Annotated in this window: 18 protein-coding genes and 2 pseudogenes; 11 read left to right on the top strand and 9 right to left on the bottom strand. The window is 70.6% G+C overall.

The features are described from left to right. Nucleotides 1–26 precede the first annotated feature (26 nt). The 6 genes from pulA to ABTX62_RS11025 all read right to left on the bottom strand — a co-directional run bounded on the left by pulA (nucleotide 27) and on the right by ABTX62_RS11025 (nucleotide 12,317). Nucleotides 27–5,420, bottom strand: coding sequence for a pullulanase-type alpha-1,6-glucosidase (gene pulA / locus ABTX62_RS11050; RefSeq protein WP_352115881.1), 5,394 nt, complete (start codon nucleotides 5,418–5,420; stop codon nucleotides 27–29). A gap of 196 nt (nucleotides 5,421–5,616) precedes the next feature. Continuing rightward, on the bottom strand, nucleotides 5,617–6,987 hold the full coding sequence (locus tag ABTX62_RS11045) for an alpha-amylase (protein ID WP_352115880.1): 1,371 nt from the start codon (nucleotides 6,985–6,987) through the stop codon (nucleotides 5,617–5,619). 119 nt (nucleotides 6,988–7,106) lie between these two features. Then, on the bottom strand, nucleotides 7,107–8,807 hold the full coding sequence (locus tag ABTX62_RS11040) for a glycoside hydrolase family 13 protein (protein ID WP_352115879.1): 1,701 nt from the start codon (nucleotides 8,805–8,807) through the stop codon (nucleotides 7,107–7,109). Nucleotides 8,808–8,953: 146 nt separating this feature from the next. Continuing rightward, nucleotides 8,954–9,862 carry a sugar ABC transporter permease gene (locus ABTX62_RS11035; RefSeq protein ID WP_352115878.1) on the bottom strand — a complete coding sequence of 303 codons (909 nt, stop codon included), beginning with the start codon at nucleotides 9,860–9,862 and terminating at the stop codon, nucleotides 8,954–8,956. A gap of 14 nt (nucleotides 9,863–9,876) precedes the next feature. Continuing rightward, nucleotides 9,877–10,881, bottom strand: coding sequence for a carbohydrate ABC transporter permease (locus ABTX62_RS11030; protein ID WP_352115877.1), 1,005 nt, complete (start codon nucleotides 10,879–10,881; stop codon nucleotides 9,877–9,879). A gap of 164 nt (nucleotides 10,882–11,045) precedes the next feature. Continuing rightward, nucleotides 11,046–12,317, bottom strand: coding sequence for an extracellular solute-binding protein (locus ABTX62_RS11025; protein ID WP_352115876.1), 1,272 nt, complete (start codon nucleotides 12,315–12,317; stop codon nucleotides 11,046–11,048). Nucleotides 12,318–12,707: 390 nt separating this feature from the next. On the opposite strand from ABTX62_RS11025, the gene ABTX62_RS11020 reads away from it, so the two are divergent. The 3 genes from ABTX62_RS11020 (at nucleotide 12,708) to ABTX62_RS11010 (ending at nucleotide 14,898) form a co-directional block, all read left to right on the top strand. Continuing rightward, entirely contained in the window at nucleotides 12,708–13,742 is a 1,035-nt protein-coding gene (locus tag ABTX62_RS11020) for a LacI family DNA-binding transcriptional regulator (protein ID WP_283969537.1), read from the top strand. Between the two features lie 93 nt (nucleotides 13,743–13,835). Beyond that, complete coding sequence (locus ABTX62_RS11015) at nucleotides 13,836–14,714, top strand: phosphatase PAP2 family protein (RefSeq protein ID WP_352115875.1); 879 nt, start codon at nucleotides 13,836–13,838, stop codon at nucleotides 14,712–14,714. Nucleotides 14,715–14,766: 52 nt separating this feature from the next. Then, nucleotides 14,767–14,898: a hypothetical protein gene (locus tag ABTX62_RS11010; protein ID WP_502997935.1), complete on the top strand. Its 132-nt coding sequence runs from the start codon at nucleotides 14,767–14,769 to the stop codon at nucleotides 14,896–14,898. 32 nt (nucleotides 14,899–14,930) lie between these two features. Here ABTX62_RS11010 and ABTX62_RS11005 read toward each other — a convergent pair whose 3' ends face one another. Continuing rightward, nucleotides 14,931–17,939 carry a bifunctional [glutamine synthetase] adenylyltransferase/[glutamine synthetase]-adenylyl-L-tyrosine phosphorylase gene (locus tag ABTX62_RS11005; RefSeq protein WP_352115874.1) on the bottom strand — a complete coding sequence of 1,003 codons (3,009 nt, stop codon included), beginning with the start codon at nucleotides 17,937–17,939 and terminating at the stop codon, nucleotides 14,931–14,933. Nucleotides 17,940–18,285: 346 nt separating this feature from the next. On the opposite strand from ABTX62_RS11005, the gene ABTX62_RS11000 reads away from it, so the two are divergent. Both ABTX62_RS11000 and ABTX62_RS10995 read left to right on the top strand, forming a co-directional pair. Continuing rightward, on the top strand, nucleotides 18,286–18,732 hold the full coding sequence (locus tag ABTX62_RS11000; RefSeq protein ID WP_352115873.1) for a VOC family protein: 447 nt from the start codon (nucleotides 18,286–18,288) through the stop codon (nucleotides 18,730–18,732). 66 nt (nucleotides 18,733–18,798) lie between these two features. Continuing rightward, nucleotides 18,799–19,425 carry a glyoxalase gene (locus ABTX62_RS10995; protein ID WP_352115872.1) on the top strand — a complete coding sequence of 209 codons (627 nt, stop codon included), beginning with the start codon at nucleotides 18,799–18,801 and terminating at the stop codon, nucleotides 19,423–19,425. A gap of 423 nt (nucleotides 19,426–19,848) precedes the next feature. Here the strand turns inward: ABTX62_RS10995 and glnA2 are convergent, their stop codons facing one another. Further along, nucleotides 19,849–21,210, bottom strand: coding sequence for a gamma-glutamylpolyamine synthetase GlnA2 (gene glnA2, locus ABTX62_RS10990; RefSeq protein WP_033312643.1), 1,362 nt, complete (start codon nucleotides 21,208–21,210; stop codon nucleotides 19,849–19,851). Between the two features lie 252 nt (nucleotides 21,211–21,462). Continuing rightward, nucleotides 21,463–21,881 (bottom strand): annotated as a pseudogene (locus ABTX62_RS10985) (Rrf2 family transcriptional regulator); the annotation flags it as partial. A gap of 222 nt (nucleotides 21,882–22,103) precedes the next feature. Here ABTX62_RS10985 and ABTX62_RS10980 point away from each other — a divergent pair. From ABTX62_RS10980 to ABTX62_RS10955, 6 genes and pseudogenes are all read left to right on the top strand, one after another. Continuing rightward, the gene (locus tag ABTX62_RS10980) at nucleotides 22,104–22,772 is read left to right on the top strand and encodes a thioredoxin-like domain-containing protein (RefSeq protein WP_352115871.1); all 669 of its coding nucleotides are present in this window, start codon (nucleotides 22,104–22,106) and stop codon (nucleotides 22,770–22,772) included. Beyond that, a complete protein-coding gene (locus ABTX62_RS10975) occupies nucleotides 22,769–23,389 on the top strand; it encodes a DUF305 domain-containing protein (protein WP_352115870.1) in 621 nt (206 codons plus the stop codon). Before ABTX62_RS10980 ends, ABTX62_RS10975 begins: the two co-directional genes overlap by 4 nt. Before the next feature lie 376 nt (nucleotides 23,390–23,765). After that, nucleotides 23,766–23,978 (top strand): annotated as a pseudogene (locus ABTX62_RS10970) (serine protease); the annotation flags it as partial. 78 nt (nucleotides 23,979–24,056) lie between these two features. Beyond that, nucleotides 24,057–25,811, top strand: coding sequence for an NAD+ synthase (locus ABTX62_RS10965; RefSeq protein WP_352115869.1), 1,755 nt, complete (start codon nucleotides 24,057–24,059; stop codon nucleotides 25,809–25,811). A 59-nt stretch (nucleotides 25,812–25,870) separates the two neighbouring features. Continuing rightward, a complete protein-coding gene (locus tag ABTX62_RS10960) occupies nucleotides 25,871–26,173 on the top strand; it encodes an ArsR/SmtB family transcription factor (protein ID WP_352115868.1) in 303 nt (100 codons plus the stop codon). Further along, the gene (locus ABTX62_RS10955; RefSeq protein ID WP_352115867.1) at nucleotides 26,170–26,562 is read left to right on the top strand and encodes a VOC family protein; all 393 of its coding nucleotides are present in this window, start codon (nucleotides 26,170–26,172) and stop codon (nucleotides 26,560–26,562) included. Before ABTX62_RS10960 ends, ABTX62_RS10955 begins: the two co-directional genes overlap by 4 nt. The last annotated feature ends 84 nt before the right edge of the window (nucleotides 26,563–26,646 follow it).

Here is a 26,646-nt window from a genome sequence, read left to right as displayed (position 1 = left end):
CGGCCCGCCCCACCCAACGTAGTGCGCTATCCGGCGGTCCGGGTGAAGACGGCGACCGTGCGACCCGGAACAGCGAACGTGCCCGATTCCGCCGCGTAGGAGGAGGACTTGACGGTAGAGTCCGCCCCCGCCGCCTGCACCGGGTGCAGCCGGTAGCCGGTCCCGGCGAGCGCGGCGACCCGCTGTTCCCGCCGCTGCGGCGTGGCGTTGAAGACGACGACGAGGTCACCGAGCCGCATGGTGATCACGCCGGGTGTCTCGTCCTTGCCGGACAGCGGGAAGGAGAGCCGGGACTGCACCTGCTCGGCGGTGCCGAGGGAGAAGTCCTTCTCGGTGCTCCGGATCCGCAGCAGGTCGCGGTACGCCGCCGAGGTGCCCTCGATCTGCTCGCAGCCCACCTCGACCGTGTTCAGCAGAGGCTTGGCGTACGGCCACTTGTCGTTGTTGTCGGCCGCCATGGGCAGCCCCCGGCCGAAGCCGTTGCCGTCCTCGCACCTCCAGTGGACGGCGTTGAACCAGTCGCCGCTGTCGTAGGAGTTGCGGTCCAGCGACTTGGAGCGCAGCAAATCGGTGCCCGCCTGGGAGAGGGCCGGGCCCTGCGAGAGGGTGGCCGTCGCCATGGCGAGGACCTGCATCCGGGCCCGGTCGACCGCGCTCGTCGAAGCGGGCAGCTTGAAGGCCAGCGCGTCGAACAGGGACTCGTTGTCGTGGGCGTCGGCGTAGGCGAGGGCGTCACCGGGGGCGTCGGCGTAACCGGCGGGGGCGCCGTTGTAGTCGACCTCGGAGCCCGTGACCTCCTGGCCCGCGGTGTCGGTGAAGCGGTACCCGGCGAGGTTGCCGGAGAGCCCGACCTTGATGAGGTCCTGGTAGTGCAGCAGGCGGGCCTTCTGCTCGGCGGGGGTGCCGTTGTTCTTCGAGGAGTTGGGTTCGGTGTACAGGCCGGACGCGAAGCCCTGGACGCCGGGGTCCTCGTCGAAGGGGCCGCCGCCGCGCACCGCGTCACGGGCACGGTCGGAGAAGGTGGCGACGCCCGTCCCGGCCATGTTCTTCTGCGTGGCCTGCGTGAACCGGGCGTCGTCGGCCACCTCGCCGAAGTTCCAGCCCTCGCCGTACAGGATGATCTTCTTGCCGTCGACGCCGTCCTCGGCGAGGGTGAGCGCGTCGAGGGCCTTCCTGACGGCCAGGATGTTGGCCTTCGGATGGTGGCCCATGAGGTCGAAGCGGAAGCCGTCGACCTTGTACTCCTTGGCCCAGGTGACGATCGAGTCGACGACCAGCTTGCCCATCATGGCGTTCTCGGTGGCGGTGTTGGCGCAGCAGGTGCTGTTCGCGACCGAGCCGTCGGCGAGGAGCCGCTGGTAGTAGCCGGGGACGATCCGGTCGAGGACGCTCGTCTTCTCCTGGCCACTGGCGGCGGTGTGGTTGTAGACGACGTCCATGACGACCCGCAGCCCGTCGTCGTTGAGTGCCTTCACCATTCTGCGGAACTCGGCCGTGCGGGCCGTGCCGTCCGGGTCGGTGGCGTAGGAACCCTCGGGGACCGTGTAGTGGTACGGGTCGTAGCCCCAGTTGTAGGCGTCCTTCGCGGCGATCTTCCCGACGCACTCCTGCTGTCGGTCGGAGTCGGCCGGGTAGGAGGCGAGGTCGCAGTCGGGCGTCGCCTGGTCGGACTTCCTCTCCGGGATGGTGGCGATGTCGAAGGCGGGCAGCAGGTGGACGTACGACGTGCCCGCCTTCGCCAGCTCGCGCAGGTGCCGGGAGCCGTCACCGGCCTTGTCGGCGAAGGCGAGGTAGGTGCCCGGGTGCTTCGCCGTCCGGTCCTCGACGGAGAAGTCGCGGATGTGCAGCTCCTGGATCTGGGCGTCCCGCAGCGGCACGGCCTGCGGCTTGGTGTACGCCGACCAGCCGGAGGGCTTGAGCGACTTGTCGTCCAGGTCGACGACGAGGCTCCGCTCGGAGTCGGCGGTGAGGGCGAGGGAGTAGGGGTCGGTGACCTTGTTGGTGACGACCTCGCGGACGCTGGGCGCCCACACCGTCACGACGTACCGGTAGGGCTTGCCCTTCCAGGACTTCGGGCCGGTGACGGACCAGACGCCGGTGCCGGCGTCGCGCCGCATCGGGACGGTGGAGTCACCGATCTCCAGGGACACCCGTCGCGCGGTGGGCGCCCACACGGACAGCGTGGGGCGGTTCTTGGGGAACGTCGGCCCCAGGTCGGCCTTCGTCGCGTCGTAGAGGTCGTCGAGGACACCGGCGATCTGGACGCCGGTCGCCGCGAGAACGGCTCCGTCGGCGGCGTGCTGGGCGGCGACGACCTGGCCGCGCAGGGCCTCGCGGACCCGGTCGCGGTCGCGCGGGTCGACGGTCCAGGCGTCGTACGCCTTCAGATGCGGGAACTTCGCCTTCTGGGCGTCGGTCAGCTCGCTCTTCGTCAGGCGCAGCCACTTCGCGTCACCGGTCAGGGTGCCGTCCTCGACCGCGAGGGAGCCGTCGCGGGAGTACAGCAGCTGGGTGGAGGCGGCGGCGTCGGAGCCGTTCCAGGCGAGGGTGTGCCGGTCGATCCAGACGGCCTTGGAGGTGGTCAGGTCGAGGGCGGCGGCGCTTCCCGCGGGCTGCGGGAGCAGGTGCTTCTCCTGGCCGCTCACCAGCCACACCTCGTGGCCGTTCGCCTTGAGGTCGAGCGACCGGTCGGCGGGCAGGTCCTTCTCGTCGCCCTTGTGCAGGATGTAGCTGAGGCTGGTGGCTCCGTCGGTGAGCGGTACCTCGAAGACTGCGCCATAGGAATCAGTCTTGACCGGTTCGAGGGGTTTCGACCACTCGGTGGGGTTGGCGGCGCCGGTCCAGACGTGCAGGCCCCAGCCGTCGTAGTTCCCGTCGGCCCGGTGGTAGTGCAGGACGGCCTTGCCCTTGTCGGGCGCCGGGTACTCGGGCCGCTCGGTGGTGACGGTGTCCTTGCCCTGCTCGATCCAGATCTCGCCGGTCTTCGTGACGTCGATCGTGCGGTCGGTGGCGACGTCCTTGGTGCCGTCCTTGTCGATGACGAGGAAGCCGACGTCCGAGGCGCCGGGCTTGAGCTTGACCCAGGCGAAGGCGCCGTAGGCGTCACGGCCGGTGAAGGGGTGGCTCTCGGGCCACTCGGTGGCCTCGCCCTCGGCCAGGTCGCCCCAGGCGTACAGCCCCCAGTCGGCGTAGTCCCCGTCGGCGCGCTTGTAGTGGACGATCGCGTAGTCGCGGGAGGAGGCGGTGGGCGGCTGGGGGGCGGGCGGAGTGCCGGTGGTGGAGGCGGCGAGGGCGCTCGCGGTGCGGCCGGCCGAGTCGACGACGACGGCCTTGTAGCGCAGGGCGGTGCCGGGCGCCACGTCCTTCCCGATCGTGTGGGTGACCTTGAACGGGGCGTGGTCGGCGGAGCCGAGGACCCGCCACTTGCCGTGGCCGGTCTGCGCGGCGAAGACGACCCGGTTGAGCTGCCCGCCGTCGACGTCCGCGGTGATCTCGACCGTGCCGGTGGCGCCGGCCGCCGGGGCCTTCAGGGTGAGGGTGGGCTCGGTGGCGGGCGGGGCGAGCCGGCCGGCCGCCTTGAGCACGATCGCCGAGCCGGCCGGGACGGTGACGGTGAGCTTCTTGCCGCCGTCGCTCTTCGGGGCGGCGTCGGTGCCGTATATGCCCTTGAAGGTCATGCCGGCCGAGCCGGTCGGGAAGGTCGCGGTCTTCTTCTCGCCGGCGTTGTTGAAGGCGACGACGTATTCGGTGCCGGTCCTGGCGTCGGTGCGGGAGAAGGCGTAGACGCCCGGGCCGTCGGCCGCGTACCGCTGTTGCTGGACGCCGTCGGTGAGGGCCGGGTGGGCCTCGCGGAGTGCCGCGAGGGCGCTGATCCTGCGGTAGAGCGGTGCGCTCGTGTCGTAGGCGTCCTCGGCGTGGGTGCGGTCGGTGCCGATCCGGTCGTCGTCGAGGTAGTCGGCGGTGCGCGAGGCGAACATGCTCTGCCGGGCGTCCTTGTCGCCGCCCGAGCCGGTGAAGCCCTGCTCGTCGCCGTAGTAGACGACGGGGTTGCCGCGGCTGAGGAACATCAGCTCGTTGGCGAGCTGGTCCTTCTTGAGCAGTTCGGCGTCGGTGGCCTTCGGGTTGTCCTGGTTCAGGAAGAACCCGATCCGGCCCATGTCGTGGTTGCCGAGGAAGGTGACCTGCTCGTACGCGTTGGCCTTGCCGGTCGTGTACTTGTAGTCGTCACCGAAGACACCGGCGAGCTGCTGGGCGCTGCCGCCCTGTGAGGCGTACTGGCGGGCCGCCTCCTGGAAGGGGAAGTCGAGGGTGGCGTCGAGCCGGCCCTGGGTGACGTACGGGGAGGTGACGTTCGTGTCGGCCGAGTAGACCTCACCGAACATGAAGAAGTCGTCCCGGCCCCGCTGGGCGGCGTAGGCGTCGAGGGCGGTGGCCCACTGCGTCCAGAACTCCATGTTGACGTGCTTCACGGTGTCGATCCGGAAGCCGTCGATGTCGAAGTCCCGCACCCAGCGCTGGTAGATCCTCTCCATGCCGTGGACGACCTCGGGCCGCTCGGTCCACAGGTCGTCGAGTCCGGAGAAGTCGCCGTGGGCGGAGCTCTCACCGGCGAAGGTGGAGTCGCCGCGGTTGTGGTACATCGTCGGGTCGTTGAGCCACGACGGCACCTTGTTCCTCCCGGTGACCACCGGGGTGCGCGGGAAGGAGTCCCGGTCGACCGCGGGGAAGCCGCGCCGGCCGTCCGCGTAGTCGGCGTCGTCGAAGGGCACGCCGTCCTTCGTCAGGTACGGGAACGCGCCCTTGGAGAGGTAGTCGTAGGACTTCTTCTTGTAGTCGACGACGTCGGCCGTGTGGTTGGTGATGACGTCGAAGAAGACCTTCATGCCCTTGGCGTGGGCCTTGTCGATGAGGGTCTCGAGATCCTTGTTGGTGCCGAAGTGCGGGTCGACCTGGGTGAAGTCGGTGATCCAATACCCGTGGTAGCCCGCCGACGCGTTCGCCCCGGTGCCCTGTACGGGCTGGTTCTTGAAGATCGGGGCCATCCAGAGGGCGGTGGTGCCCAGGCCCTTGATGTAGTCGAGCCTCTTGGTCAGGCCCTTGAGGTCGCCGCCCTGGTAGAAGCCCTTGTCAGCGGGGTCGTAGCCGGTCGACAGGCGCGAACCGGTCAGGCCGCCCTTGTCGTTGCGCGGGTCGCCGTCGGCGAAACGGTCCGGCAGGACGAAGTAGAACTGCTCACGGGTGGCGTCGTGCCGGGCGGGCTCGGCGGCCAGCCGGGCGTCGGACGGAGGCGCCGGCGGGGTGGCCGCCCCGGCGGCGAGCGGCTGGACGAGTGCCGCGGTCAGCGCGGTCGCCATGACCGCGGCGACCCGTCCGGCACGGGCGGTTCGGCGCCTTGAGGGCGCACGCCATCTCGGTATCACTGACGTGGACTCCTTGCGTTGCGGCTCTCTCGGGTCCGACCCCGCGCGACCGTATCGCCGCCGAAACCCTTACAGCAAGAGTTCTGAAACCATTGGAAAGAACTTTCAACCACCGGAGTTGGTCCGGCACGGCGGCCCCAGCCGTCACAGGACGTGCCGCGGGGGCCGCTCGCACCGGGAAGCGGGTCCTTCCGCGTCAGCAGGCGGACTTGCCCACGTGGATCGCCAGGGCCGTGTGCGCGCCCAGGGTCGCCGTGAACCGGCCGCTGGAGTCCACCGTCACCACCGTGTCGCTCTGCACGTCGCAGTACCTCCCCGCCGGCAGCGAGGTCTGGTGGGTGCGGGTCAGGGAGCCGGACTCGTGGTTGACGGCCACGAAGCCCTTGCCGCCCCGGCCGAAGGCGATGGCGTCGCCGCCGTTGTCCCACCAGTCGGTGACCGCCTGGCCCCGGGTGGCGTTGCGGAAGCCGACCATGGACTTGATCTCCGGCCAGTTGTGCTGGCACTTCCAGCCGTCCCGCCAGCAGGCGTTCACCTGGCCGCCGTTCGGCGGGCCGGCGTCGTGGTCGGTGAACTCGTAGCCGGAGTTGATGTCCGGGGCGCCGTAGGGCCAGGCCAGCATGAAGACGTTGGCCAGGGTGTAGGTGGCGTTGTCCTTGTAGCTGAGGGTGGAGCCGTTGCGCTCGGTGTCGTGGTTGTCGACGAAGACACCGGAGACGCCGCTGTTCATGTAGCCCCAGCCCTCGCCGTAGTTCTTCAGGTAGGCGAGATTCTCGTGGGTGAAGACCCGTTTGAGGTCGTAGGCGTAGCGGAACTCCTGGACGTCGCCGTTGCCGGTGTACTCGGTGGGCTGGACGGCCTCGCCGGCGCCGTAGATGACCTCTTGCTTCCAGTACACCGACGGATTGTTCAGCCGGGACTTGATGCCGGCGAGGTCGGCCGCGTCCATGTGCTTGGCCGCGTCGACGCGGAAGCCGTCGACGCCGAGGGAGAGCAGGTCGTTCAGGTACCCGGCGATCGCGCCGCGGACGTAGCCCTCACCCGTGTCGAGGTCGGAGAGACCGACCAGCTCGCAGTGCTGGACGTTCCAGCGGTCCTGGTAGTCGCCGATCCGGCTGGTGCAGTCGTCGAAGTCGGGCGCGGAGTACAGGCCGGGGTAGGCGTACTTGCCGTACGACGAGCCGCCGGTGCCGGTGCCGCTGCCCGCCGCCATGTGATTGACGACGGCGTCCACGACGACCTTCACCCCGGCCGCGTGACACGTGTCCACCATGTTCCGGAAGGCCGTGCGGTCACCGAGCCGGCCGGCGATCTTGTAGCTGACCGGCTGGTACGAGGTCCACCACTGCGGTCCCTGTATGTGCTCGGCGGGTGGGGAGACCTGCACATAGCCGTATCCGGCGGGGCCGAGGGCGGTGGTGCACTCGCGGGCGACCGAGGCGAAGTTCCACTCGAAGAGGACGGCGGTGACGTCCTTGGTGCCGGGTGGGGAGGCCTGTGCGCCAGTCGGGTTCATGACAACCGAAGCCGCGGCGAGCGCGGCGACGGCGAGGTATCTGCGTGCCATGTGGGGTTTCCTTCTTCGTTGAAGGTTCTTGCTGCAAGGTTCACAAACCTTGCGGTGACGCAGATAGTAAGGGCCCGCCGCCCGAAAGGGCAGCGGGCCGTACCGAATTCAAAGGAAGATCAGGCGCGATGCCCCGCGGTCGCGGTGGTCCACCACACCGTGGTGTCGGCCGGCACCTTGGCCTCGTCGTCGACCTCGACGATCTCCCCGCTGGCCAGCAGCACCCGGCCGTACGCCGGCATCGCCACCGATTCGCCGGTGGTGTTCGCGACGCACACGAACTCCCCGCGCCGGAAGGCCAGCACGCCCTCGGGCGCCCGCAGCCACTCCACGGACGTGCCGGCCCCGAGGCCGGCCTGCTCACGGCGCACCGCGAGCGCGGCGCGGTACAGCTCCAGGGTCGAACCGGGCTGCCCGGTCTGCGCCTCGACGCTCAGCTCGCCCCAGCCCTCCGGCTGCGGCAGCCAGCTGCCCCCGGCGCCGAAGCCGTACGACGAACCCGTCCGGGTCCACGGGATCGGCACCCGGCAGCCGTCGCGGAAACCGTCCTGCCCCGCGCCCCGGAAGTACGCCGGGTCCTGGCGCACCTCGTCCGGCAGGTCGACGACGTCGGGCAGGCCGAGTTCCTCGCCCTGGTAGATGTAGGCCGAGCCGGGCAGCGCCAGCATCAGCAGGCTCGCCGCCCGGGCCCTGCGCAGTCCCAGTTCGCGGTCGCCGGCCAGGCGGATCTGGGTGCCGAGGCCGGGCGGGTTGGCGAAGCGGGTGGCGTGCCGGGTGACGTCGTGGTTGGACAGCACCCAGGTGGCGGGGGCGCCGACCGGGCGCATGGCCTCCAGGGTCCGGTCGATGACCTCGCGCATCTCCGCCGCGTCCCAGTGGGTGCTCAGGTACTGGAAGTTGAAGGCCTGGTGCAGCTCGTCCGGACGGACGTAGTTCGCGGTGCGCTCGATGGTGGGGGTCCACGCCTCCGCCACGAAGATCCGCTCGCCCGCGTACTCGTCGAGGATCAGCCGCCACCGCCGGTAGATCTCGTGCACACCGTCCTGGTCGAAGAACGGCATGACATCGTTGCCCAGCAGTTTCACCTGATCGTGGGATCCGAGGTCGGGCAGCCCTTCCGCCTTCACCAGGCCGTGGGCGACGTCGATCCGGAAGCCGTCGACGCCCATGTCGAGCCAGAACCGCAGGATGGAGCGGAACTCGTCGCCGACGGCCGGGTGGTTCCAGTTGAAGTCGGGCTGCTCCGGGGCGAAGAGGTGCAGGTACCACTCGCCGGGCGTGCCGTCGGGCTCGGTGACCCGGGTCCAGGCCGGGCCGCCGAAGATCGACTCCCAGTCGTTGGGCGGCAGTTCGCCGTCCTCCCCCTTGCCGGGGCGGAAGTGGTAGCGCTCCCGCAGGGGGGAGCCGGGGCCCTCGGCGACGGCCCGCTTGAACCACTCGTGCTGGTCGGAGGAGTGGTTGGGGACCAGGTCGACGATGACCCTGAGGCTCAGCCGGTGGGCGTCGCGGATCAGTGCGTCGGCGTCCAGGAGGTTGCCGAACATGGGGTCGACAGCGCGGTAGTCGGCGACGTCGTAGCCGGCGTCGGCCTGCGGTGAGGCGTAGAAGGGGCTGAGCCACACGGCGTCCACGCCGAGGTCGCGCAGGTACGGCAGACGGGTGCGGACACCCTCCAGGTCGCCCATGCCGTCGCCGTTGCTGTCGGCGAAGCTGCGCGGGTACACCTGGTAGATCACCGCGTCCCGCCACCAGTCGCGGCGCTTGGCGACGGCCACTGCGGACGTGGGGGTGGGGACAGGTGCGGCTGAGTGCTGGCTCATGTCGTCCTTGATGCGTAACAGGAGGTCGGTCATGGAAGGCGTGGGTGGGGTGACGAGGCGGCCGCGGCACAGCGGGGTCGGATGGGCGCCGCGGCCGCCTCGGGCTTGTGACGTGCGGTTCGGGCGGTGGCCCGAGGGGCGCGCCTTCACCCCTTCGTGCCACCTGCGGTGAGCCCGGTCACCAGGTTCTTCTGCACGAGGTAGAAGAACAGGGCGGCCGGTATCGCGATCAGCACAGCCGTCGCGGCCATCAGGTTGCGCTGTGCGTCGTGCTCGCTGACGAACGTCTGCAGACCGACGGCGAAGGTGTACTTGTCGTCGCTCAGCATGAACGTCGAGGCGAACGCGACCTCACCGAAGGCCGTGAGGAAGCTGTAGAACGCCGCGACCGCGAGGCCGGGCTTGGCGAGCGGCAGGATGAGCCGCGCGAACGTGCCGAAGGGGGTCAGCCCGTCGACGCGCCCGGCCTCGTCGATCTCGAACGGGATGGTGTCGAAATAGCCCTTCATCAGCCAGGCGCAGTACGGCACGATCGTCGTGCAGTTGACCAGGACGAGACCAAGGTAGCTGTCGATGAGCTGCAGATCCGAGAGGATCTGGTACATCGGCACGATCAGTACCGCGATCGGGAACATCTGGGTGACCAGCAGCACCCACATCAGCTTGCGGTAGCCGGGGAACCGCATGCGGGAGACCGCGTAGCCGGTGGACGCGGCGACGATGACGCCGATGAGCGTGGTGCCCAGCACCACGACCAGCGTGCTCTTCAGCCAGTCGAAGAAGCTGGTGTCCTGAAGGACGAACGCGTAGTTGTCGAGCGTCATCTTGCCCCAGATGCGCCCGGGGTGGAGGTAGTCGTCCTTGTCCGGGCCGAGGGACAGGAAGACCAGCCAGGCGACCGGGAAGAGCGCGGTCAGGCTCGCGAGGATCAGCACGGCGTGCGAGGCGAGCGAGGCCCTGCGGCTGCGTTCGCCGCGGTGGCGGACCTTGCCGGGGGTGGGTGCGGGACGCCGCTCGCCGGCCGGGGCGGAGGTCTCGACGGTGGTCGTACTCATGGGGAACTCCTGCCTCAGATCGCGAGCTGCTGGTCGTTGCGGTTCAGCCAGCGGCGGTAGAAGGAGGTGAAGACGATCAGGACGGACAGCAGCAGGATTCCGTAGGCGGCGGACTGGGCGTAGTCGCGCGGTTGCTGCCCGAAGCCCAACTGGTAGGCCCAGGTGACGAGGATCTGGGCATCCGGGGCGGTGTTGCCGAACAGCAGGAAGATGATGGCGAACTGGTTGAAGGTCCAGATCACGCCGAGGAGTACGACGGTGGTGCTGACGGACCTCAGTCCGGGCAGGGTCACGTACCGGAAGCGCTGCCAGGCGTTGGCGCCGTCCATCTCGGAGGCCTCGTACAGACTCGCGTCGATCGACTGCAGGCCGCCGAGCAGCGAGACCATCATGAACGGCACGCCACACCAGGTGTTGACCATGATCGCGGCGAACCGCTGCCAGAAGGTGTCCTCCAGCCACATCGGGGTGGGCAGGCCCAGGCCTCCCAGGGCGGTGTTGATGACGCCGCCGTCCGCGAGCATGAACCGCCAGCCGAAGACGGTGACGAAGGTCGGCACCGCCCAGGGAAGCACCAGCAGCATCCGGTAGAGCGTGCGGCCGCGCAGCTTCTGGTTGAGCAGCAGGGCGAGGCCGAGACCGAGGCCGTAGTGCAGGGCGACGCAGGCCGCCGTCCAGAAGACCGTCCACAGGAAGTGCGACCAGAAGCGGTCGTACGCCGTCGGGCCCCACAGGATGTCGGCGTAGTTGTCCAGGCCGATGAACTTGTAGGTGGCGTCGATCTCGTTGACGCCGATCGTGCGGGCGGTGTTCAGGCTGGTGGCGTCGGTGAGGGTGAGGTACAGGCCGTACCCCAGCGGGTACAGCACGAGGACGCCGAGGACGATGGCCACCGGGGCGATCATCGCGTAGGCGTACCAGTGCTTGTGGAAGCCGTTCTTCAGCCGCTGAGCCGGTCCGGGTCGCGGTTCCCGCTCACCGTGCCGCTTGCCGGTCGCTCGGTCGATGGCGACTGTCATGGTTCGACACCTTCTGGAGGTTCAAGGAGGTCACGGGGGTGTCTGATGGATCTCCGCGGGCGCTGCGGAGATCCATCGGGCGCCCCCTGGGGGCTGCCGGGCTGAGGCGCGGGCCGGTGGCCGCCGGGTCCCCATGACAGGGGGATCCGGCGGCCAGGCGGCCGTCACTTGGAGAAGTCGGGCACCAGCTTGGCGATGGCGGTCTCGGCGTTGCCGAGGCCCTTGTCCAGGGACTCCTTGCCACCGGCGATCTTGATGAGCTCGTCGTCGAGCGGCCCCCACAGGGAGCTGTACTCGGGCAGCGCCGGGCGCGGCTGGGCACTGGCGAGCACGCCCTGGTAGCCGGCGATACCGGGGTCGGCCGTGACCTCGTCGGTGTAGGCGTCCTCGCGCGTGGGAAGCGTGGAGTTCTTCAGCGCGATGGTCTCCTGGGCCTTCGCCGAGGTCATGAAGTTGACGAACTTCATCGAGGCCTTCTGGTGGGCGGCGTCGGAACCGGCGTAGACGGAGAGGTTGTGGCCGCCGGTCGGGGCGCCCGCCTTGCCGGTGGAGCCGGCCGGGACGGTGGCGATGCCGAGGTTGTTCTTGTCCTTGAAGGCCGAGCCCTTGTAGAAGTTGGTGATCTCCCACGGGCCCTGGACGATCGAGGCGACCTTGCCGCTGACGAACGCCTCCTGGATGTGGGCGTAGGCGTCGGCGGTGGTGTCGGCCCTGTGCAGGCCCTTGCCGGAGAAGAGGCTCTTCCAGGTGCTGTAGGCCTTCTTCGCCTCGGGCGAGGTGACGGTGATCTTCTTGGCGTCGACGTCGACGGTGTCGGTGCCCTCGCCGTAGAGGAAGGACTGGGCGTAGTAGGCCTGGGTGGAGCCCCAGTAGCCGTCGACGCCGGTCTTGTCCTTGATGGTGGCGGCGGCCTTCTTCAGATCGTCCCAGGTCTTGGGGGCTTCCTTGATGCCGGCCTTCTCGAAGAGCTCCTTGTTGTAGACGAGGGCCAGGGTGTCCGTGGTGAAGGGGACGCCGTAGGTCTTGCCCTCGTACTTGGCCTGCTCGATCAGGCTGGGCTGGAACGCGGCCTGGTCCTTCAGGGCCTCGGTGCCGTCCAGCGGGGCGAAGAAGCCCTTCTTGGCGAATGCGGGGGTCCAGCCGACCTCGGAGCGCAGCACGTCGGGGGCACCCTTGGAACCGGCGGCGGTGTCGAACTTGTTCTGCGCCTGGTCGAAGGGGACGTTGACGTACTTGACCTTGATGCCCTTGTTGGCGGCCTCGAACTCCTTGACCAGGGCCTGGTAGGTCGGCGCCTCGTTGGTCGCGTTGGAGGTGTCCCACCAGGTGATGGTGACCGGGCCGTCGGCCTCGTCGCCGCTGTCGCTTCCGCCGCAGGCCGTCGCCGCCAGGGCGAGGGACGCCACCAGAGCGGTGGCCGCTATGCCACGCCGCATGAGTTCTCCTTGAGGGTGAAGCCCGTTCGTGCTGCCGACTGCGCCGTTGGCCGCCGGGCGTCGGTGAGATTAGCCGCGCTGCAAGGCGTTGCGAAAGACCTTGCAGCAAAAAGGTGCAAGAGATGGTGATGGTTATCCCGCCGTGACCTCCCCTCGACCGCCCTGAAGCCCGGACATACGGCTGTTCGGCGCGGAGTCGGACAGCTGTGCAAGACTCTGCAAGCACTTGCCATCCGTTTCCGCCGGGGGAATCATCCGTTGCGGATCGGACGCCGACCACGACTTCGAGGGATCGCGATGACCCAGCAACCCGCAGCGGGCCGTGCGACGGCGCGCCCCCGGCGTCCCGTCGGTGTGCAAGGAGATGCCCGGCCGCTACAGTCCAGTGCTGTGACCACACGGCTTGCCGACATCGCTGTGCAGGCGGGGGTGAGCGAAGCGACCGTCAGCCGCGTCCTCAACGGCAAGCCGGGCGTCGCCGCCACCACCCGCCAGTCCGTGCTGGCCGCTCTCGACGTGCTGGGCTACGAACGCCCGGTGCGCCTGCGCCAGCGCAGCGAGGGACTGGTCGGGCTGATCACCCCGGAGCTGGAGAACCCGATCTTCCCGGCCCTGGCCCAGGTCATCGGCCAGGCGCTGACGCGGCAGGGCTACACGCCGGTGCTGGCTACCCAGACCCCGGGCGGCTCGACCGAGGACGAGCTCACCGAGATGCTCGTGGACCGCGGGGTGGCGGGCATCATCTACGTCTCCGGACTGCACGCGGACACCACCGCCGACATGCAGCGCTACGACCGGCTGCGGGCCCAGGGCGTGCCCTACGTGCTGGTCGACGGTTTCTCGCCGAAGGTGCAGGCGCCGTTCATCTCCCCCGACGACCGTGCGGCGATGAGCCTCGCGGTCACGCACCTGGTGTCCCTGGGGCACACGCGGATCGGCCTGGCCCTCGGGCCCAAGCGGTTCGTGCCGGTGCAGCGCAAGATCGAGGGGTTCGTGCGCTGTGTGCAGGACCAACTGGGCCTGGGCGCCGAGACCGTCGAGACGGAACTGGTCCAGCACTCGCTGTACACCCTGGAGGGCGGCCAGGCGGCGGCCACGGCGCTGATCGGGCGCGACTGCACGGCCGTGGTGTGCGCCAGCGACATGATGGCGCTGGGCGCGATCCGGGCGGCCCGGCAGCTCGGTCTGGACGTGCCGAAGGACATCTCCGTGGTCGGCTTCGACGACTCCCCGCTGATCGCCTTCACCGACCCGCCCCTCACCACCATCCGCAAGCCGGTCCCGGCGATGGGTCAGGCGGCCGTGCGCACGCTGCTGGAGGAGATCGGCGGGACTCCGGCGCCGCACAGCGAGTTCGTGTTCATGCCGGAGCTGGTGGTACGCGGTTCGACCGCTTCGGCGCCCGGGGAACGCGGTCGCTCCTGAGACCTGTGGCCTGATGCCGCCGCAGGACATGCGGCCTTGGCGGGGCCGCGGGATGATCGGTGGGGAAGTCCTTTTCTGGCAGACTTTACGCCTATGGGTGAAACGACCGTAACAAAGCCGGAGGGCCTGGAAGCGGCCCTCCCGGACCCCGTTGCGGCCGATACGGGGCGTGGTCCGCTGCGCCGGCTGCGCACCCCCCGCCGGCCCCGGTTCTGGTTCGAGATCCTGCTGATCGCGGTGAGTTACTGGACGTACTCGCTCGTCCGCAACGCCGTGCCCGAGCAGAAGACCGAGGCGCTGCGCAACGCCGACTGGATCTGGCGGGTCGAACAGCATCTGGGCATCGCCGTCGAGGAGTCGGTCAACCACGCCGTGAACTCCGTGCATTGGCTCATCGTCGGGATGAACTACTACTACGCGACGCTCCACTTCATCGTCACCCTGGGTGTCCTGGTGTGGCTGTACCGTCGCCATCCCGGCCGCTACGCGGCGATCCGCCTGGCCCTGTTCGCGACCACGGCCGTCGCCCTGGCCGGTTACTACCTGTATCCGCTGGCGCCCCCGCGGCTGATGAACGGCGGCGACTTCATCGACACGGTCCTGGTCCACCAGACCTGGGGTTCGATGGCGTCCGGCGACCTGAAGCACATGTCCAACCAGTACGCCGCGATGCCGTCGATGCACATCGGCTGGTCCCTCTGGTGCGGGCTGACGATCTTCGCCCTGGCGAGCGTCCCCTGGGTGCGGGTGCTGGGCCTGCTGTACCCGGCGCTGACGCTGGTGGTCATCGTGGCCACGGCCAACCACTTCTGGCTGGACGCGGTCGGCGGCTTGCTGTGCCTGGCCTTCGGGTTCGCGGTGGCGACGCTCTGGTACGGACGCCAGCCGTACGCGCTGCCCGAGACGGTGCCGGTACGGCGCCCGGACGCGTCCTCCGGCGAGGGCGCGCCCAGGGCGCGGGCCAGAACCTGACGCACACGTCCGGGAACCCGCCCGGCACTCCGTGTGTCCGCCCGGATACGTCGTGGTGACGATGGTGGTCGCCGGCGCGGGCAGACCGGCCTTCGACGGCGCCTTCGACCCCACCGTCTTCGACGTCGCCGAGCGCACCGCCTTTCCCCACGGCGTCGCTCTCACCCGCCCGACCCGGCGCTGAGCGACTCGGAACCGCCACCGGACGGTGTCGGGTCAGCGTTCGGCGACGCCGTAGAACAGTTCCTCCACGACGCCGCGCGCCCGGCGGGCCGTCCGGCGGTACGCGTCGAGCATGTCGCCCGCGTGGCCGGGGCCGTACCCGAGGTACCGGCCCACGGCGGCCAGTTCCCTCGGCTCCGTCGGGAAGGTGTCGCCGGCCCGGCCGCGCACCAGCATCACCGCGTTGCGGACGCGCGTGGCGAGGACCCAGGCCTCGTCGAGGATCGCCGCGTCCTCGTCCGTCATGAGCCCGGCCCCGCGGGCGGCGGCCAGGGCCTCCCGGGTGCGCGTGGTGCGCAGGCCCGGCTCCGCCGAGCCGTGCCGCAACTGCATGAGCTGCACCGTCCACTCCACGTCGGACAGGCCGCCCGGGCCGAGCTTGGCGTGCAACTTGGGGTCGGCGCCGCGCGGCAGCCGCTCGGACTCCATGCGGGCCTTCAGCCGCCGGATCTCGCGTACCGCCTCCTCGGCCAGCCCGTCCGCCGGATAGCGCAGCGGGTCGATCAGCTCGATGAAGCGGCGCCCCAGCTCCTCGTCGCCGGCGACCGGCTCGGCCCGCAGCAGCGCGTGCGACTCCCACGTCAGGGCCCACCGGCGGTAGTACGCCTCGTACGACTTGAGGGTGCGGACCATGGGGCCGGACTTGCCCTCCGGGCGCAGGTCGGCGTCGATCAGCAGGGGCGGGTCGGCGCTGGGGATCTGGAGCAGCCTGCGCATCTCGGAGACGACCTTGTTGGCCGCCTGGGAGGCCTCCCGCTCGTCGACGCCGTCGCACGGCTCGTGCACGAACAGCACGTCCGCGTCGGAACCGTAGCCCAGCTCGTGACCGCCGAACCGGCCCATGCCGATGATGGCGAAGCGGGTGGGCAGACCGTCCTTCCAGCCGTCGCGCACGACCGCGCGGAGCGTGCCGGCCAGGGTCGCGGCGGTCAGGTCCGACACCGCACCGCCGACCCGGTCCACCAGGGCGCCCTGGTCGGCCTCGGCGGGCTGCTCCTCGGTGCCGTAGGAGCCGACGATGTCGGCGGCGGCCGTACGGAACAGCTCGCGGCGGCGCACACCCCGGGCCGCGGCGACCGCCTGGGCACCGCCGTCGGCGCGTCGCACCGCGGCGAGTATCTCCTGCTCCAGATGGGCGCGCGACCGGGGTTCCAGGCCGCCGCCGTCCCCGTCGCCGAGCAGGGCGACCGCCTCCGGGGCGCGCATCAGCAGGTCGGGCGCGAGACGGCCGGCGGACAGCACGCGGGCGAGGTTCTGCGCGGCGGCGCCCTCGTCGCGGAGCAGCCGCAGGTACCAGGGTGTCTTGCCGAGGGCGTCGGAGACCTTGCGGAAGTTGAGCAGGCCCGCGTCCGGGTCGGCCGAGTCGGCGAACCAGCCGAGCAGCACGGGCAGCAGGGTGCGCTGGATGGCGGCCTTGCGGGTGACGCCAGAGGCCAGGGCCTCCAGGTGTCGCAGGGCGGAGGCGGGGTCGGCGTAGCCGAGGGCGACCATGCGTTCCCGGGCCGCCTCGGTGCTCAGCCGGGCCTCGCCGGTCGCGAGTTGGGCGACCGCGTCGAGCAGCGGCCGGTAGAAGAGCTTCTCGTGCAGCCGGCGTACGACGGTCGCGTGCCGCCGCCACTCGCGGTGCAGATCGGCGACCGGGTCCGCGCGCAGGCCGAGGGAGCGTCCGATGCGGCGCAGCTCGGCCTCGTCCTCCGGGACGAGGTGGGTGCGGCGCAGCCGGAACAGCTGGATGCGGTGCTCCATGGAACGCAGGAAGCGGTAGGCCTCGTCGAGCTGGGCGGCGTCGGACCGGCCGACGTAGCCGCCGGCGGCCAGGGCCTCAAGGGCGTCCAGGGTCGTACCGCTGCGCAGGGAGGTGTCGGCCCGGCCGTGCACCAGCTGGAGCAGCTGCACGGCGAACTCGACGTCCCTGAGGCCGCCGGGGCCCAGTTTCAGCTGGCGGTCCACCTCGGCGACGGGGATGTTCTCCACGACCCGGCGGCGCATCTTCTGCACGTCGGACACGAAGTTCTCGCGCTCGGCGGCCTTCCACACCAAGGGCTGGACGGCGGCGACGTACTGCGCGCCGAGGTCGAGGTCGCCGGCCACCGGGCGGGCCTTGAGAAGCGCCTGGAACTCCCAGGTCTTGGCCCAGCGCTGGTAGTAGGCGAGGTGACTGGCGAGGGTCCGCACGAGGGGGCCGTTGCGGCCCTCGGGCCGGAGGTTGGCGTCGACGGGCCAGATGGAGCCCTCGACGGTGGTCTCGGAGCAGATCCGCATCATGTGCGAGGCGAGCCGGGTGGCGGCGCGGACGGCCTTGGTCTCGTCGGTGCCCTCGGTGGCCTCCCCGACGAAGATGACGTCCACGTCCGAGACGTAGTTCAGCTCGTGGCCCCCGCACTTGCCCATCGCGACGACCGCGAGCCGGCACAGGCCGGCGTCCTCGGGCGCGGCCGCCTCGGCGATACCGAGGGCGGCGCGCAGGGTGGCGGTGGCGAGGTCGGCGAGCTCGGCGGCGGACTCGGCGACGCCGGTCGTGCCGCAGACGTCCCGGGCGGCGATGGACAGCAGACAGCGCCGGTAGGCGACGCGCAGGGAGACCGGGTCGGTGGCCTCGGCGAGACCCGCCTCGAACTCCTCCACCCCGGGGTGCAGGTCGTACGCCTCGTACATGACGAGCGCCTGCCAGTCGTCCGGGTGCCGGGTGAGGTGGTCGGCGAGGGCGGTGGAGGCGCCGAGCACGCCGAGGAGGCGGTCGCGCAGGGGCTTGGCCGCGATCAGGGTGTCGAGCAGTTCCCGGCGGGCGCCGGGGCTCTGCTGGGCCTCCAGCAGCCGGACGAGGCCGAGCAGCGCGAGATCGGGGTCGGCGGTGGCGCCCAGCGCCTCCAGCAGCACCGGGTCGTCGCGCAGGGCCACGAGCTCGGGGCTGTCCAGGAGCCGCTCGGCGGCGGAGGCATCGGTGAAGCCGTGCCGCAGCAGTCGTGTGAAGGTACTGCTCCTGCGCCCCGGCGCCGCCGTCATCCGGGCCTCCCTCGCACTGTTCCTCGGACGTCCATCGGATCAAGGTCGTACGGCTTTGAGCCTAACCGCACGGGCCTGGGGAAGCGCCGGTAAGTTCGGTGGGCGGACGGGGTGCGCGCGGCATTCGGGGCGGGCGGCTGCGGGGACTGGGCGCGGCGCGGGAGGAACGGTACGGCGGTTTCCGGCCACAGGGGGTACGCGAGGGCCATTTCCCGTACGGCGCGGGCCGTGCGGCCGTCCACTCGGTGGCGCCGCGCACCGTTTTCGGCTTCCGTGAGGGGAGCCGTTCCGCCGGCTCCGACCGGGCGGGGCGGCTTCTCATGAGGCCGGACGAAGGAGTCACGCCATGGACATCACCCTCGAAGTCATCCCGCTGCCCGTGACCGACATCGATCGCGCCCGGGACTTCTACCGGGACAAGGTCGGCTTCCACGTGGACATCGACCAGGAGGTCATGCCCGGGATGCGGATCGTGCAGCTGACCCCTCCGGGCTCCGGCTGCTCGATCGCCCTGGGCGAGTCGATCTGGCAGATGACCCCCGGCCCCACCCCGGCCCCGGGCTCCTACCAGGGGCTGCAACTGTGCGTGGCCGACATCAAGGCGGCCCACGCGGAGCTGGTCGCGCGCGGCCTCGACGTCTCGGAGCCCGTCCAGTACACCCCGGACGACGGTGCCACGTTCATGCACTTCCAGGACCCGGACGGCAACGGGTGGGCGGTGCAGGAGTACCGGCGCAGGGCCACGGAGCCGCTGCACCGGCTGCTCGCGGATCTGAAGCGGCGGCAGGCCTGAGGAGCCCGGGGAAGCCGGTCAGGAATCGAGAAGCACGGGTGCCGCAGCGCGATTAGCGTCGTTGTCATGACTTCCCTCGCATTCGTCACCCTCGAGGTGGCCGACCCCGCCGCCGCCGGCCGCTTCTACTCGACCGCGTTCGGCCTGGACGACCGGCTGCGCCTACGGGCGTCGGAGGCACCGACCTCCGGCTTCCGCGGGTTCACGCTGTCGCTCGTGGTCGCCCAGCCCGCCGATGTGGACGCCCTCGTCGAGGCGGCCCTGCGGGCCGGCGCGACGATTCTGAAGCCCGCCGCCAAGTCGCTGTGGGGCTACGGGGGCGTCGTGCAGGCCCCCGACGGGACGATCTGGCAGATCGCGTCGTCGTCGAAGAAGAACACCGGCCCGGCGACGCGGCAGGTCGACGAGGTCGTCCTGCTGCTCGGCGTGGAGGACGTGAAGGCCGGCAAGCGGTTCTACGTGGAGCACGGTCTGGCCGTGGCGAAGAGCTTCGGCGGCAAGTACGTCGAGTTCGACACCGGCACGGGCCCGGTCAAGCTGGCCCTGTACAAGCGCCGCGGCCTCGCCAAGGTCGCCGGTGTCTCCCCCGACGGCACGGGCTCGCACCGCCTCACCATCGGCGCCGACGCGGAACCGTTCACCGACCCGGACGGCTTCGCCTGGACGACGGCGTCGCAGAACGCGTCGGTGTGAGCGCGCCGGGGACGCAGGCCCCGGCGAAGGGAACCTGCGGGCGCCGGTGAAGGGCACCTGCGGGCGCCGGGGCCCGTGCAGCGGAACCGGGCGCGGCCGGGGCTCGCTGCTCGCGCAGCGGAACGGGGCGCGGGGGCCCGCGCAGCGGAACCGGGTGCGGCCGGGGCTCGCTGCCCGTGCAGCGGAACCGGGTGCGGCCGGGGCTCGCTGCCCGTGCAGCGGAACCGGGTGCGGCCGGGGCCCGCTGCCCGTGCAGCGGAACCGGGTGCGGCCGGGGCCCGCTGCTCGCGCAGCGGAACGGGGCGCGGCCGGGGCCCGCACAGCAGACCCGGGCGCGCTGGGGCTCGCCCAGCGGAGGGGGCCGACGGTTCGTGACCCGCCGGCCCCCCTCACCGGACAGCGCTCACCCCGCTCCGGCGGGCGCTACAGCGCCGGAAGGTTCTTCCGCAGCTCGAACGCCGTGACCTCCGAGCGGTACTCCTCCCACTCCTGCCGCTTGTTGCGCAGGAAGAAGTCGAAGACGTGCTCGCCGAGGGTCTCGGCGACCAGGTCGCTGCGTTCCATCAGGGTCAGGGCCTCGCCCAGGTTCTGGGGGAGCGGCTCGATGCCCATCGCGCGGCGCTCCGCGTCGGAGAGGGCCCAGACGTCGTCCTCGGCGCCCGGCGGGAGTTCGTAGCCCTCCTCGATGCCCTTGAGGCCGGCGGCCAGCAGCAGGGCGTAGGCCAGGTACGGGTTCGCGCCGGAGTCGAGGGAGCGCACCTCCACGCGCGCCGAGCCGGTCTTGCCGGGCTTGTACATCGGGACGCGGACGAGCGCCGAGCGGTTGTTGTGGCCCCAGCAGATGTACGAGGGGGCCTCGCCGCCCGCGCCCGCCGTGCGCTCCGCGCCGCCCCAGATGCGCTTGTAGGAGTTGACCCACTGGTTGGTGACCGCGGAGATCTCCGCCGCGTGCCGCAGCAGGCCCGCGATGAAGGAGCGGCCGACCTTGGAGAGCTGGTACTCCGAGCCCGACTCGTAGAACGCGTTGCGGTCGCCCTCGAAGAGCGACAGGTGCGTGTGCATGCCGCTGCCGGGGTGCTCGGAGAACGGCTTCGGCATGAACGTGGCGTGCACGCCCTGCTCCAGTGCCACCTGCTTCATGACGAGGCGGAACGTCATGACGTTGTCGGCGGTGGAGAGCGCGTCGGCGTAGCGCAGGTCGATCTCCTGCTGGCCCGGCGCGCCCTCGTGGTGGGAGAACTCCACGGAGATGCCCATCGACTCCAGCATGGTGATCGCCTGGCGGCGGAAGTCCATGCCGACGTTGGTGGGGGTGTGGTCGAAGTAGCCGGAGTTGTCGGCGGGCGTCGGGCGGCTGCCGTCCAGCGGCCGGTCCTTCAGCAGGAAGAACTCGATCTCCGGGTGGGTGTAGAACGTGAAGCCCAGGTCGGAGGTGCGGGCGAGGGCGCGCTTGAGCACGTAGCGCGGGTCGGCGAAGGACGGGGAGCCGTCCGGCATGAGGATGTCGCAGAACATGCGGGCCGTGCCCGGGGCCTCCGCGCGCCAGGGCAGGATCTGGAAGGTCGACGGGTCCGGCTTGGCGATCATGTCGGACTCGTAGACCCGGGCGAAGCCCTCGATCGCGGAGCCGTCGAAGCCGATGCCCTCGTCGAAGGCCTGTTCCAGTTCGGCCGGGGCCACGGCGACGGACTTGAGGAAGCCCAGCACGTCGGTGAACCACAGGCGTACGAACCGGATGTCGCGCTCCTCCAACGTCCGGAGCACGAACTCCTGCTGCTTGTCCATCTTCCGCTTCCCCATCCTTGCTGGTCAGGCCGCCTGTCTTCCGTACCACGGGAGGCGGTCGGGCACCTGAGCATCCCACCACACCACCATTTCGAACGCGTTGCGGACCATGATCGCCCGGCCGACCCGGGGTCGAACGCCTCGCCTACGGCAGGTGAACTGCTCTTCCGCCCATAGTGCCTGCTCGCGCCGACATCCGTAACGGCCGGTTCCTCTCACGCGCGTCCACTTGATGTGCGGCTTGGGCCCCGCGGGGATCGGCGCCCCGCGAGATCCCAGCAGCAGAGCCCCGGTCGGCTCCGCCACGATGTCCTCCGTCGTGGCCGGGTCCAGCGAGGCGAAGAACGCCTCCTGGGCCCGGCGCAGGGCGGTGCGCAGCCGCAGGGGGTGGTGTCCTCGCAGTCGACGACGTCGCCGCTGCCCTCGAAGGCGCGGCCGACCTCACCGACCGGGGCCGTACGCCCCCGCTCGGTGAGGGTGAGGCCGCCGCCGCGGCCGCGGCGGGCCGTGAGCAGACCGATGTGCTGGAGCTCGGCGACGACCTGCGCGAGGTGGGGGCAGGGCACCTCCATGCCGTCCGCGACCTCCCGGGTCGTCGGACTGGACCGGCCCGCGACGGCGAGCCGCGTCAGGGCCCGCAGGGCCGGGTCGGTGGAGCGCAGCAGCCGCATGCAGGCAGGGATACAGGCATACAGGCATACAGGCAGCGCAGGTAAACGGAATCCGTGGTTCTCATGATCCGGCGGGAGTGCGGGCCGGGGTCGGTGAACCTGTCGTGCCGCTGTCGGTGCCGTATCGATTCGGCCCATTCCCGCGGCCGCTCTACGAGGCGCCCCGTCTCCCGCATTACGATCAGCCGACCCGACCGTCACTTTTCCCACGAAGGACACCTCATGGGCTCCGCCAACAAGACCCGCACGGACCGCAAGGCGCGCATAGAGGAGATGCGGCGCGCCGAGCAGTCCCGCGAGCGCCGCAACCGGATCCTCACCATCGCGGCCTGCGTCGTGGTCGTCACCGGTCTCGTCGTCGGCGGTGTCGTGCTCGTGCGGTCCCAGGACGGCGACAAGGGCAGCGGCGCCGTGGCGAGCGACTCCTCGGGCAAGGGCAGGTTCGTGACGGGCGAGGACGGCGTGAAGACCTGGGAGGGGAAGCTGGCCCGCAACCACGTCACCAAGGCCGTGAAGTACGCCTCCGAGCCGCCGGTCGGCGGTGACCACAACCCGGTCTGGATGAACTGCAACGGCGACGTCTACACCGAGCCGCTGAACAACACCAACGCCGTGCACTCGCTGGAGCACGGCGCGGTGTGGGTGACGTACAACGCGGCCGCGAAGAAGGCCGACATCGACGCGCTCGCGGCGAAGGTGAAGAAGACGCCGTACACGCTGATGAGCCCCTTGGACGACCAGAAGGACCCGATCATGCTCTCGGCGTGGGGCCACCAGCGCACGGTGACGGGCGCGAGCGACCCGAACGTGGACGCCTTCTTCGAGAAGTTCGTCCAGGGCGAGCAGACTCCCGAGCCGGGGGCCGCCTGCACGAACGGGCTCTCCAAGTGAGGCACGTCGGTCTGATCACCGGGGCCGCGGCGGCGGCGCTCGTCGCGGCCGGTGCGATCACCTACGCGGTCGCCGGGGACGACGGCGGCGGCGTGACCCCCTCCGCCGCGTCCGCGGACGCCGGGTTCGCGCGGGACATGGCGGTGCACCACCAGCAGGCCGTGGAGATGTCGTACATCGTGCGCGACCGCACCGAGGACGAGGAGGTCCGGCGCCTCGCGTACGACATCGCGCAGACGCAGGCCAACCAGCGCGGCATGATGCTCGGCTGGCTCGATCTGTGGGCTCTGCCCAAGGTGTCCTCCCAACCGCCCATGACCTGGATGGACATGGGCGACATGGCCTCCGGCGAGGACGGCGCGCTGATGCCGGGCATGGCGACCGACTCGGAGATGAAGAAGCTCGGCGAGCTCAGCGGGAAGCGGGCGGAGGTCTTCTACCTCCAGTTGATGACGGACCATCACCAGGGCGGCGTCCACATGGCCGAGGGGTGCGTGGACCGGTGCGCGGTGGGGGTGGAGAAGCGGCTCGCCCAGGGCATGGTGGAGGCGCAGGAGTCGGAGATCTCCCTGATGGCGGACATGCTCAAGGAGCGGGGCGCAGCGCCGCGTTCCTAGCGGCGGCCTGCGCGTAGGCCTCAAATCGCCCTTGACTGCGGCCTCTTGGGCTCTTCTTGGCCTCCGTGGAAAGCTTCTTGGGCTGGACCATTCCCTGGCATGAACGGTTCATCGCGAGAGTGGCGTCCGTCGAGTGATCCACTCGCGACGAACCGCACAGGGGGTTCCATGAGATCCAACCGCGCCATCGTGCGCGCCGGGGTGAGCATGGCAGCGACACTGCCGATGCTCGCCGGTGCGCCGGCCGCTCGGCATACCCGCGGCCAACGCCGCCGACCATCCGGTCCGCGCCCTGCCGGCCGGGACCCGGCCCGCATGGGCCACGGCCAAGGCGGACAAGGGCGCCACCTCCGACGGCGCCCGGGTCTCGGCCCGGGTCTACCACGACGTCACCGACGACCCGACGGGCTCCGGCCTCGCCGTGGCCCGCGTCGACTTCGTGAACGGCTACGACGCCACCGGCGGTCCGGCCACCTCCGTGCGCGGTCTCGGCAAGGACGGCTCCCTCACGGCCGTGAAGGGCTACGACGACGTCACCGGCGTGGGCTCGCCCGCGGGCGGCTACGTCGAGTCGTACCGGCGGCACTGACCTCCGCACGGGGACCGGGGTGGTGTGGGGTGACCCACACCACCCCATTGTGTCGCTCTGACGATTACACTGGGCGGCGTGCCTCAACTACGTCTCGCCCTGAACCAGATCGACGCCCGCGTGGGCGACCTCGCCGGCAACTCCGAGTCGATCGTCCGCTGGACCCGGCACTCCGCCGAGCAGGGAGCGCACCTCGTGGCGTTCCCGGAGATGGTGCTGACCGGGTATCCCGTCGAGGACCTGGCGCTCAGGTCGTCCTTCGTGGAGGCCTCACGCGCTGCGCTGCGCACGCTCGCCGCGCGCCTGGCCGAGGAGGGCTTCGGAGAGCTGCCGGTGATCGTCGGCTACCTCGACCGCAGTGCGACCGCCCAGCCGAAGTACGGTCAGCCGGCCGGCGCGCCGCAGAACGCGGCCGCGGTGCTGTACGGCGGTGAGGTGGTCCTGAACTACGCCAAGCACCACCTGCCCAACTACGGCGTCTTCGACGAGTTCCGCTACTTCGTGCCCGGCGACAGCATGCCGATCGTGCGGGTGCACGGCGTGGATGTCGCCCTGGCCATCTGCGAGGACCTCTGGCAGGACGGCGGCCGTGTCCCCGCCGCCCGCTCGGCGCGGGCGGGCCTGCTGGTCTCGATCAACGCCTCCCCCTACGAGCGCGACAAGGACGACACGCGCCTGGAGCTGGTCCGCAAGCGGGCCCAGGAGGCCGGCTGCACCACGGCGTACCTGGCCATGATCGGCGGCCAGGACGAGCTGGTGTTCGACGGCGACTCGATCGTGGTCGACAAGGACGGCGCGGTCGTGGCCCGGGCGCCGCAGTTCGCCGAGGGCTGCGTGGTCCTGGACCTGGAGCTGCCGGCGGCGTCGGCCGACGCCCCGACGGGCGTGGTCGACGACGGCCTGCGCATCGACCGCGTGGTGCTCTCCGAGGAACCGCTGCCCCCCTACGAGCCCGAGCTCGCGGGCGGCTACGCGGAGCGCCTGGACGACGACGAGGAGGTCTACTCGGCGCTCGTCGTGGGCCTGCGGGCGTACGTCGCGAAGAACGGCTTCACGTCGGTCCTGATCGGCCTGTCGGGCGGTATCGACTCGTCACTGGTGGCGGCGATCGCGTGCGACGCGGTGGGCCCGGAGAACGTGTACGGCGTGTCGATGCCGTCGAAGTACTCCTCGGACCACTCCAAGGACGACGCGGCCGAACTGGCCCGCCGCACGGGCCTGAACTACCGCACGGTCGCGATCGAGCCGATGTTCGACGCGTACATGGGGTCGCTGGGCCTGACGGGTCTGGCGGAGGAGAACCTCCAGTCGCGTCTGCGCGGCACGCTGCTCATGGCGCTCTCCAACCAGGAGGGCCACATCGTTCTCGCCCCGGGCAACAAGTCGGAGCTGGCGGTCGGCTACTCGACGCTCTACGGCGACTCGGTCGGGGCGTACGGCCCCATCAAGGACGTCTACAAGACGTCGGTCTTCCGTCTCTCGGAGTGGCGCAACCGGGCCGCCCGGGAACGCGGCCAGACGCCGCCGATCCCGGAGAACTCCCTCACCAAGCCGCCGAGCGCGGAGCTGCGCCCGGGCCAGGTGGACACGGACTCGCTGCCCGACTACCCGGTGCTGGACGCCATCCTCGAGCTGTACGTCGACCGGGACCGGGGCGCGGACGAGATCGTGGCGGCCGGGTACGACCCGGCGCTGGTCGCGAAGACGCTGCGGATGGTGGACACGGCGGAGTACAAGCGGCGGCAGTACCCGCCGGGCACGAAGATCTCGGCGAAGGGGTTCGGGAAGGACCGGCGGCTGCCGATCACGAACGGGTGGCGGGAGTCGCTCTGACGGGTCGGGCCGGCGGCGAGGACTTGATAGGCAAGTGAATACTTGCCTATGGTGAGGTCGTGGCCGACGACCTCTTCAAAGCCCTGGCCGACCCCACGCGTCGCACCATCCTCGACGAGCTCACGGAGCGGTCCGGGCAGACACTGTTCGAGATCTGCTCACGGCTGAGCATGCGGCATGGGCTCGGCATCTCGCGCCAGGCGGTCTCCCAGCACCTCGCCGTGCTGGAGGCCGCCGGGCTCGTCGAGACCAGGCGGGAGGGCCGCTACAAGTTCCACGACCTGAACACGGCCCCGCTGCGCCACATCACCGAGCGATGGCTCGGCCGCGAGGCACCCGGACCCGAGGAGAACACCCCATGAGAATCCGCCTCACCAGCATCTTCGTGGACGACCAGGCCAAGGCCCTCCGCTTCTACACCGAGATCCTCGGCTTCGTGAAGAAGCACGACGTCCCGGTGGGCGAGAAGGACCGGTGGCTGACCGTCGTCTCTCCCGAGGAGCCCGGCGGCACGGAGCTGCTCCTGGAGCCCGCCGGCCACCCGGCCGTCAAGACCTACCGCGACGCACTCGTCGGCGACGGCATCCCGCTCGCCCAGTTCGCCGTGGCCGACGTGCGGGCCGAGCACGAGCGCCTGAGCGGCCTCGGTGTCCGCTTCCTCCAGGAGCCCCTGGAGATGGGCCCCGTCACCACGGCCGTCTTCGAGGACACCTGCGGCAACCTGATCCAGATCGCGTCGCAGCCGCAGTAGCGGCCGGCCGCACGGGCCGCCTCCCGCGTGCGTCACCGCTTCGACCGGGTGGCGGCGCCGGGTGCCGTCGGTGCCACCCGCGAC

Origin of the sequence: Streptomyces sp. NPDC096046, from assembly GCF_040303285.1 — a bacterium.
GTDB lineage: Bacteria > Actinomycetota > Actinomycetes > Streptomycetales > Streptomycetaceae > Streptomyces.
The sequence above is the reverse complement of the archived record's forward strand: the minus strand, read 5'-3'. Positions and strand labels throughout refer to the sequence as shown.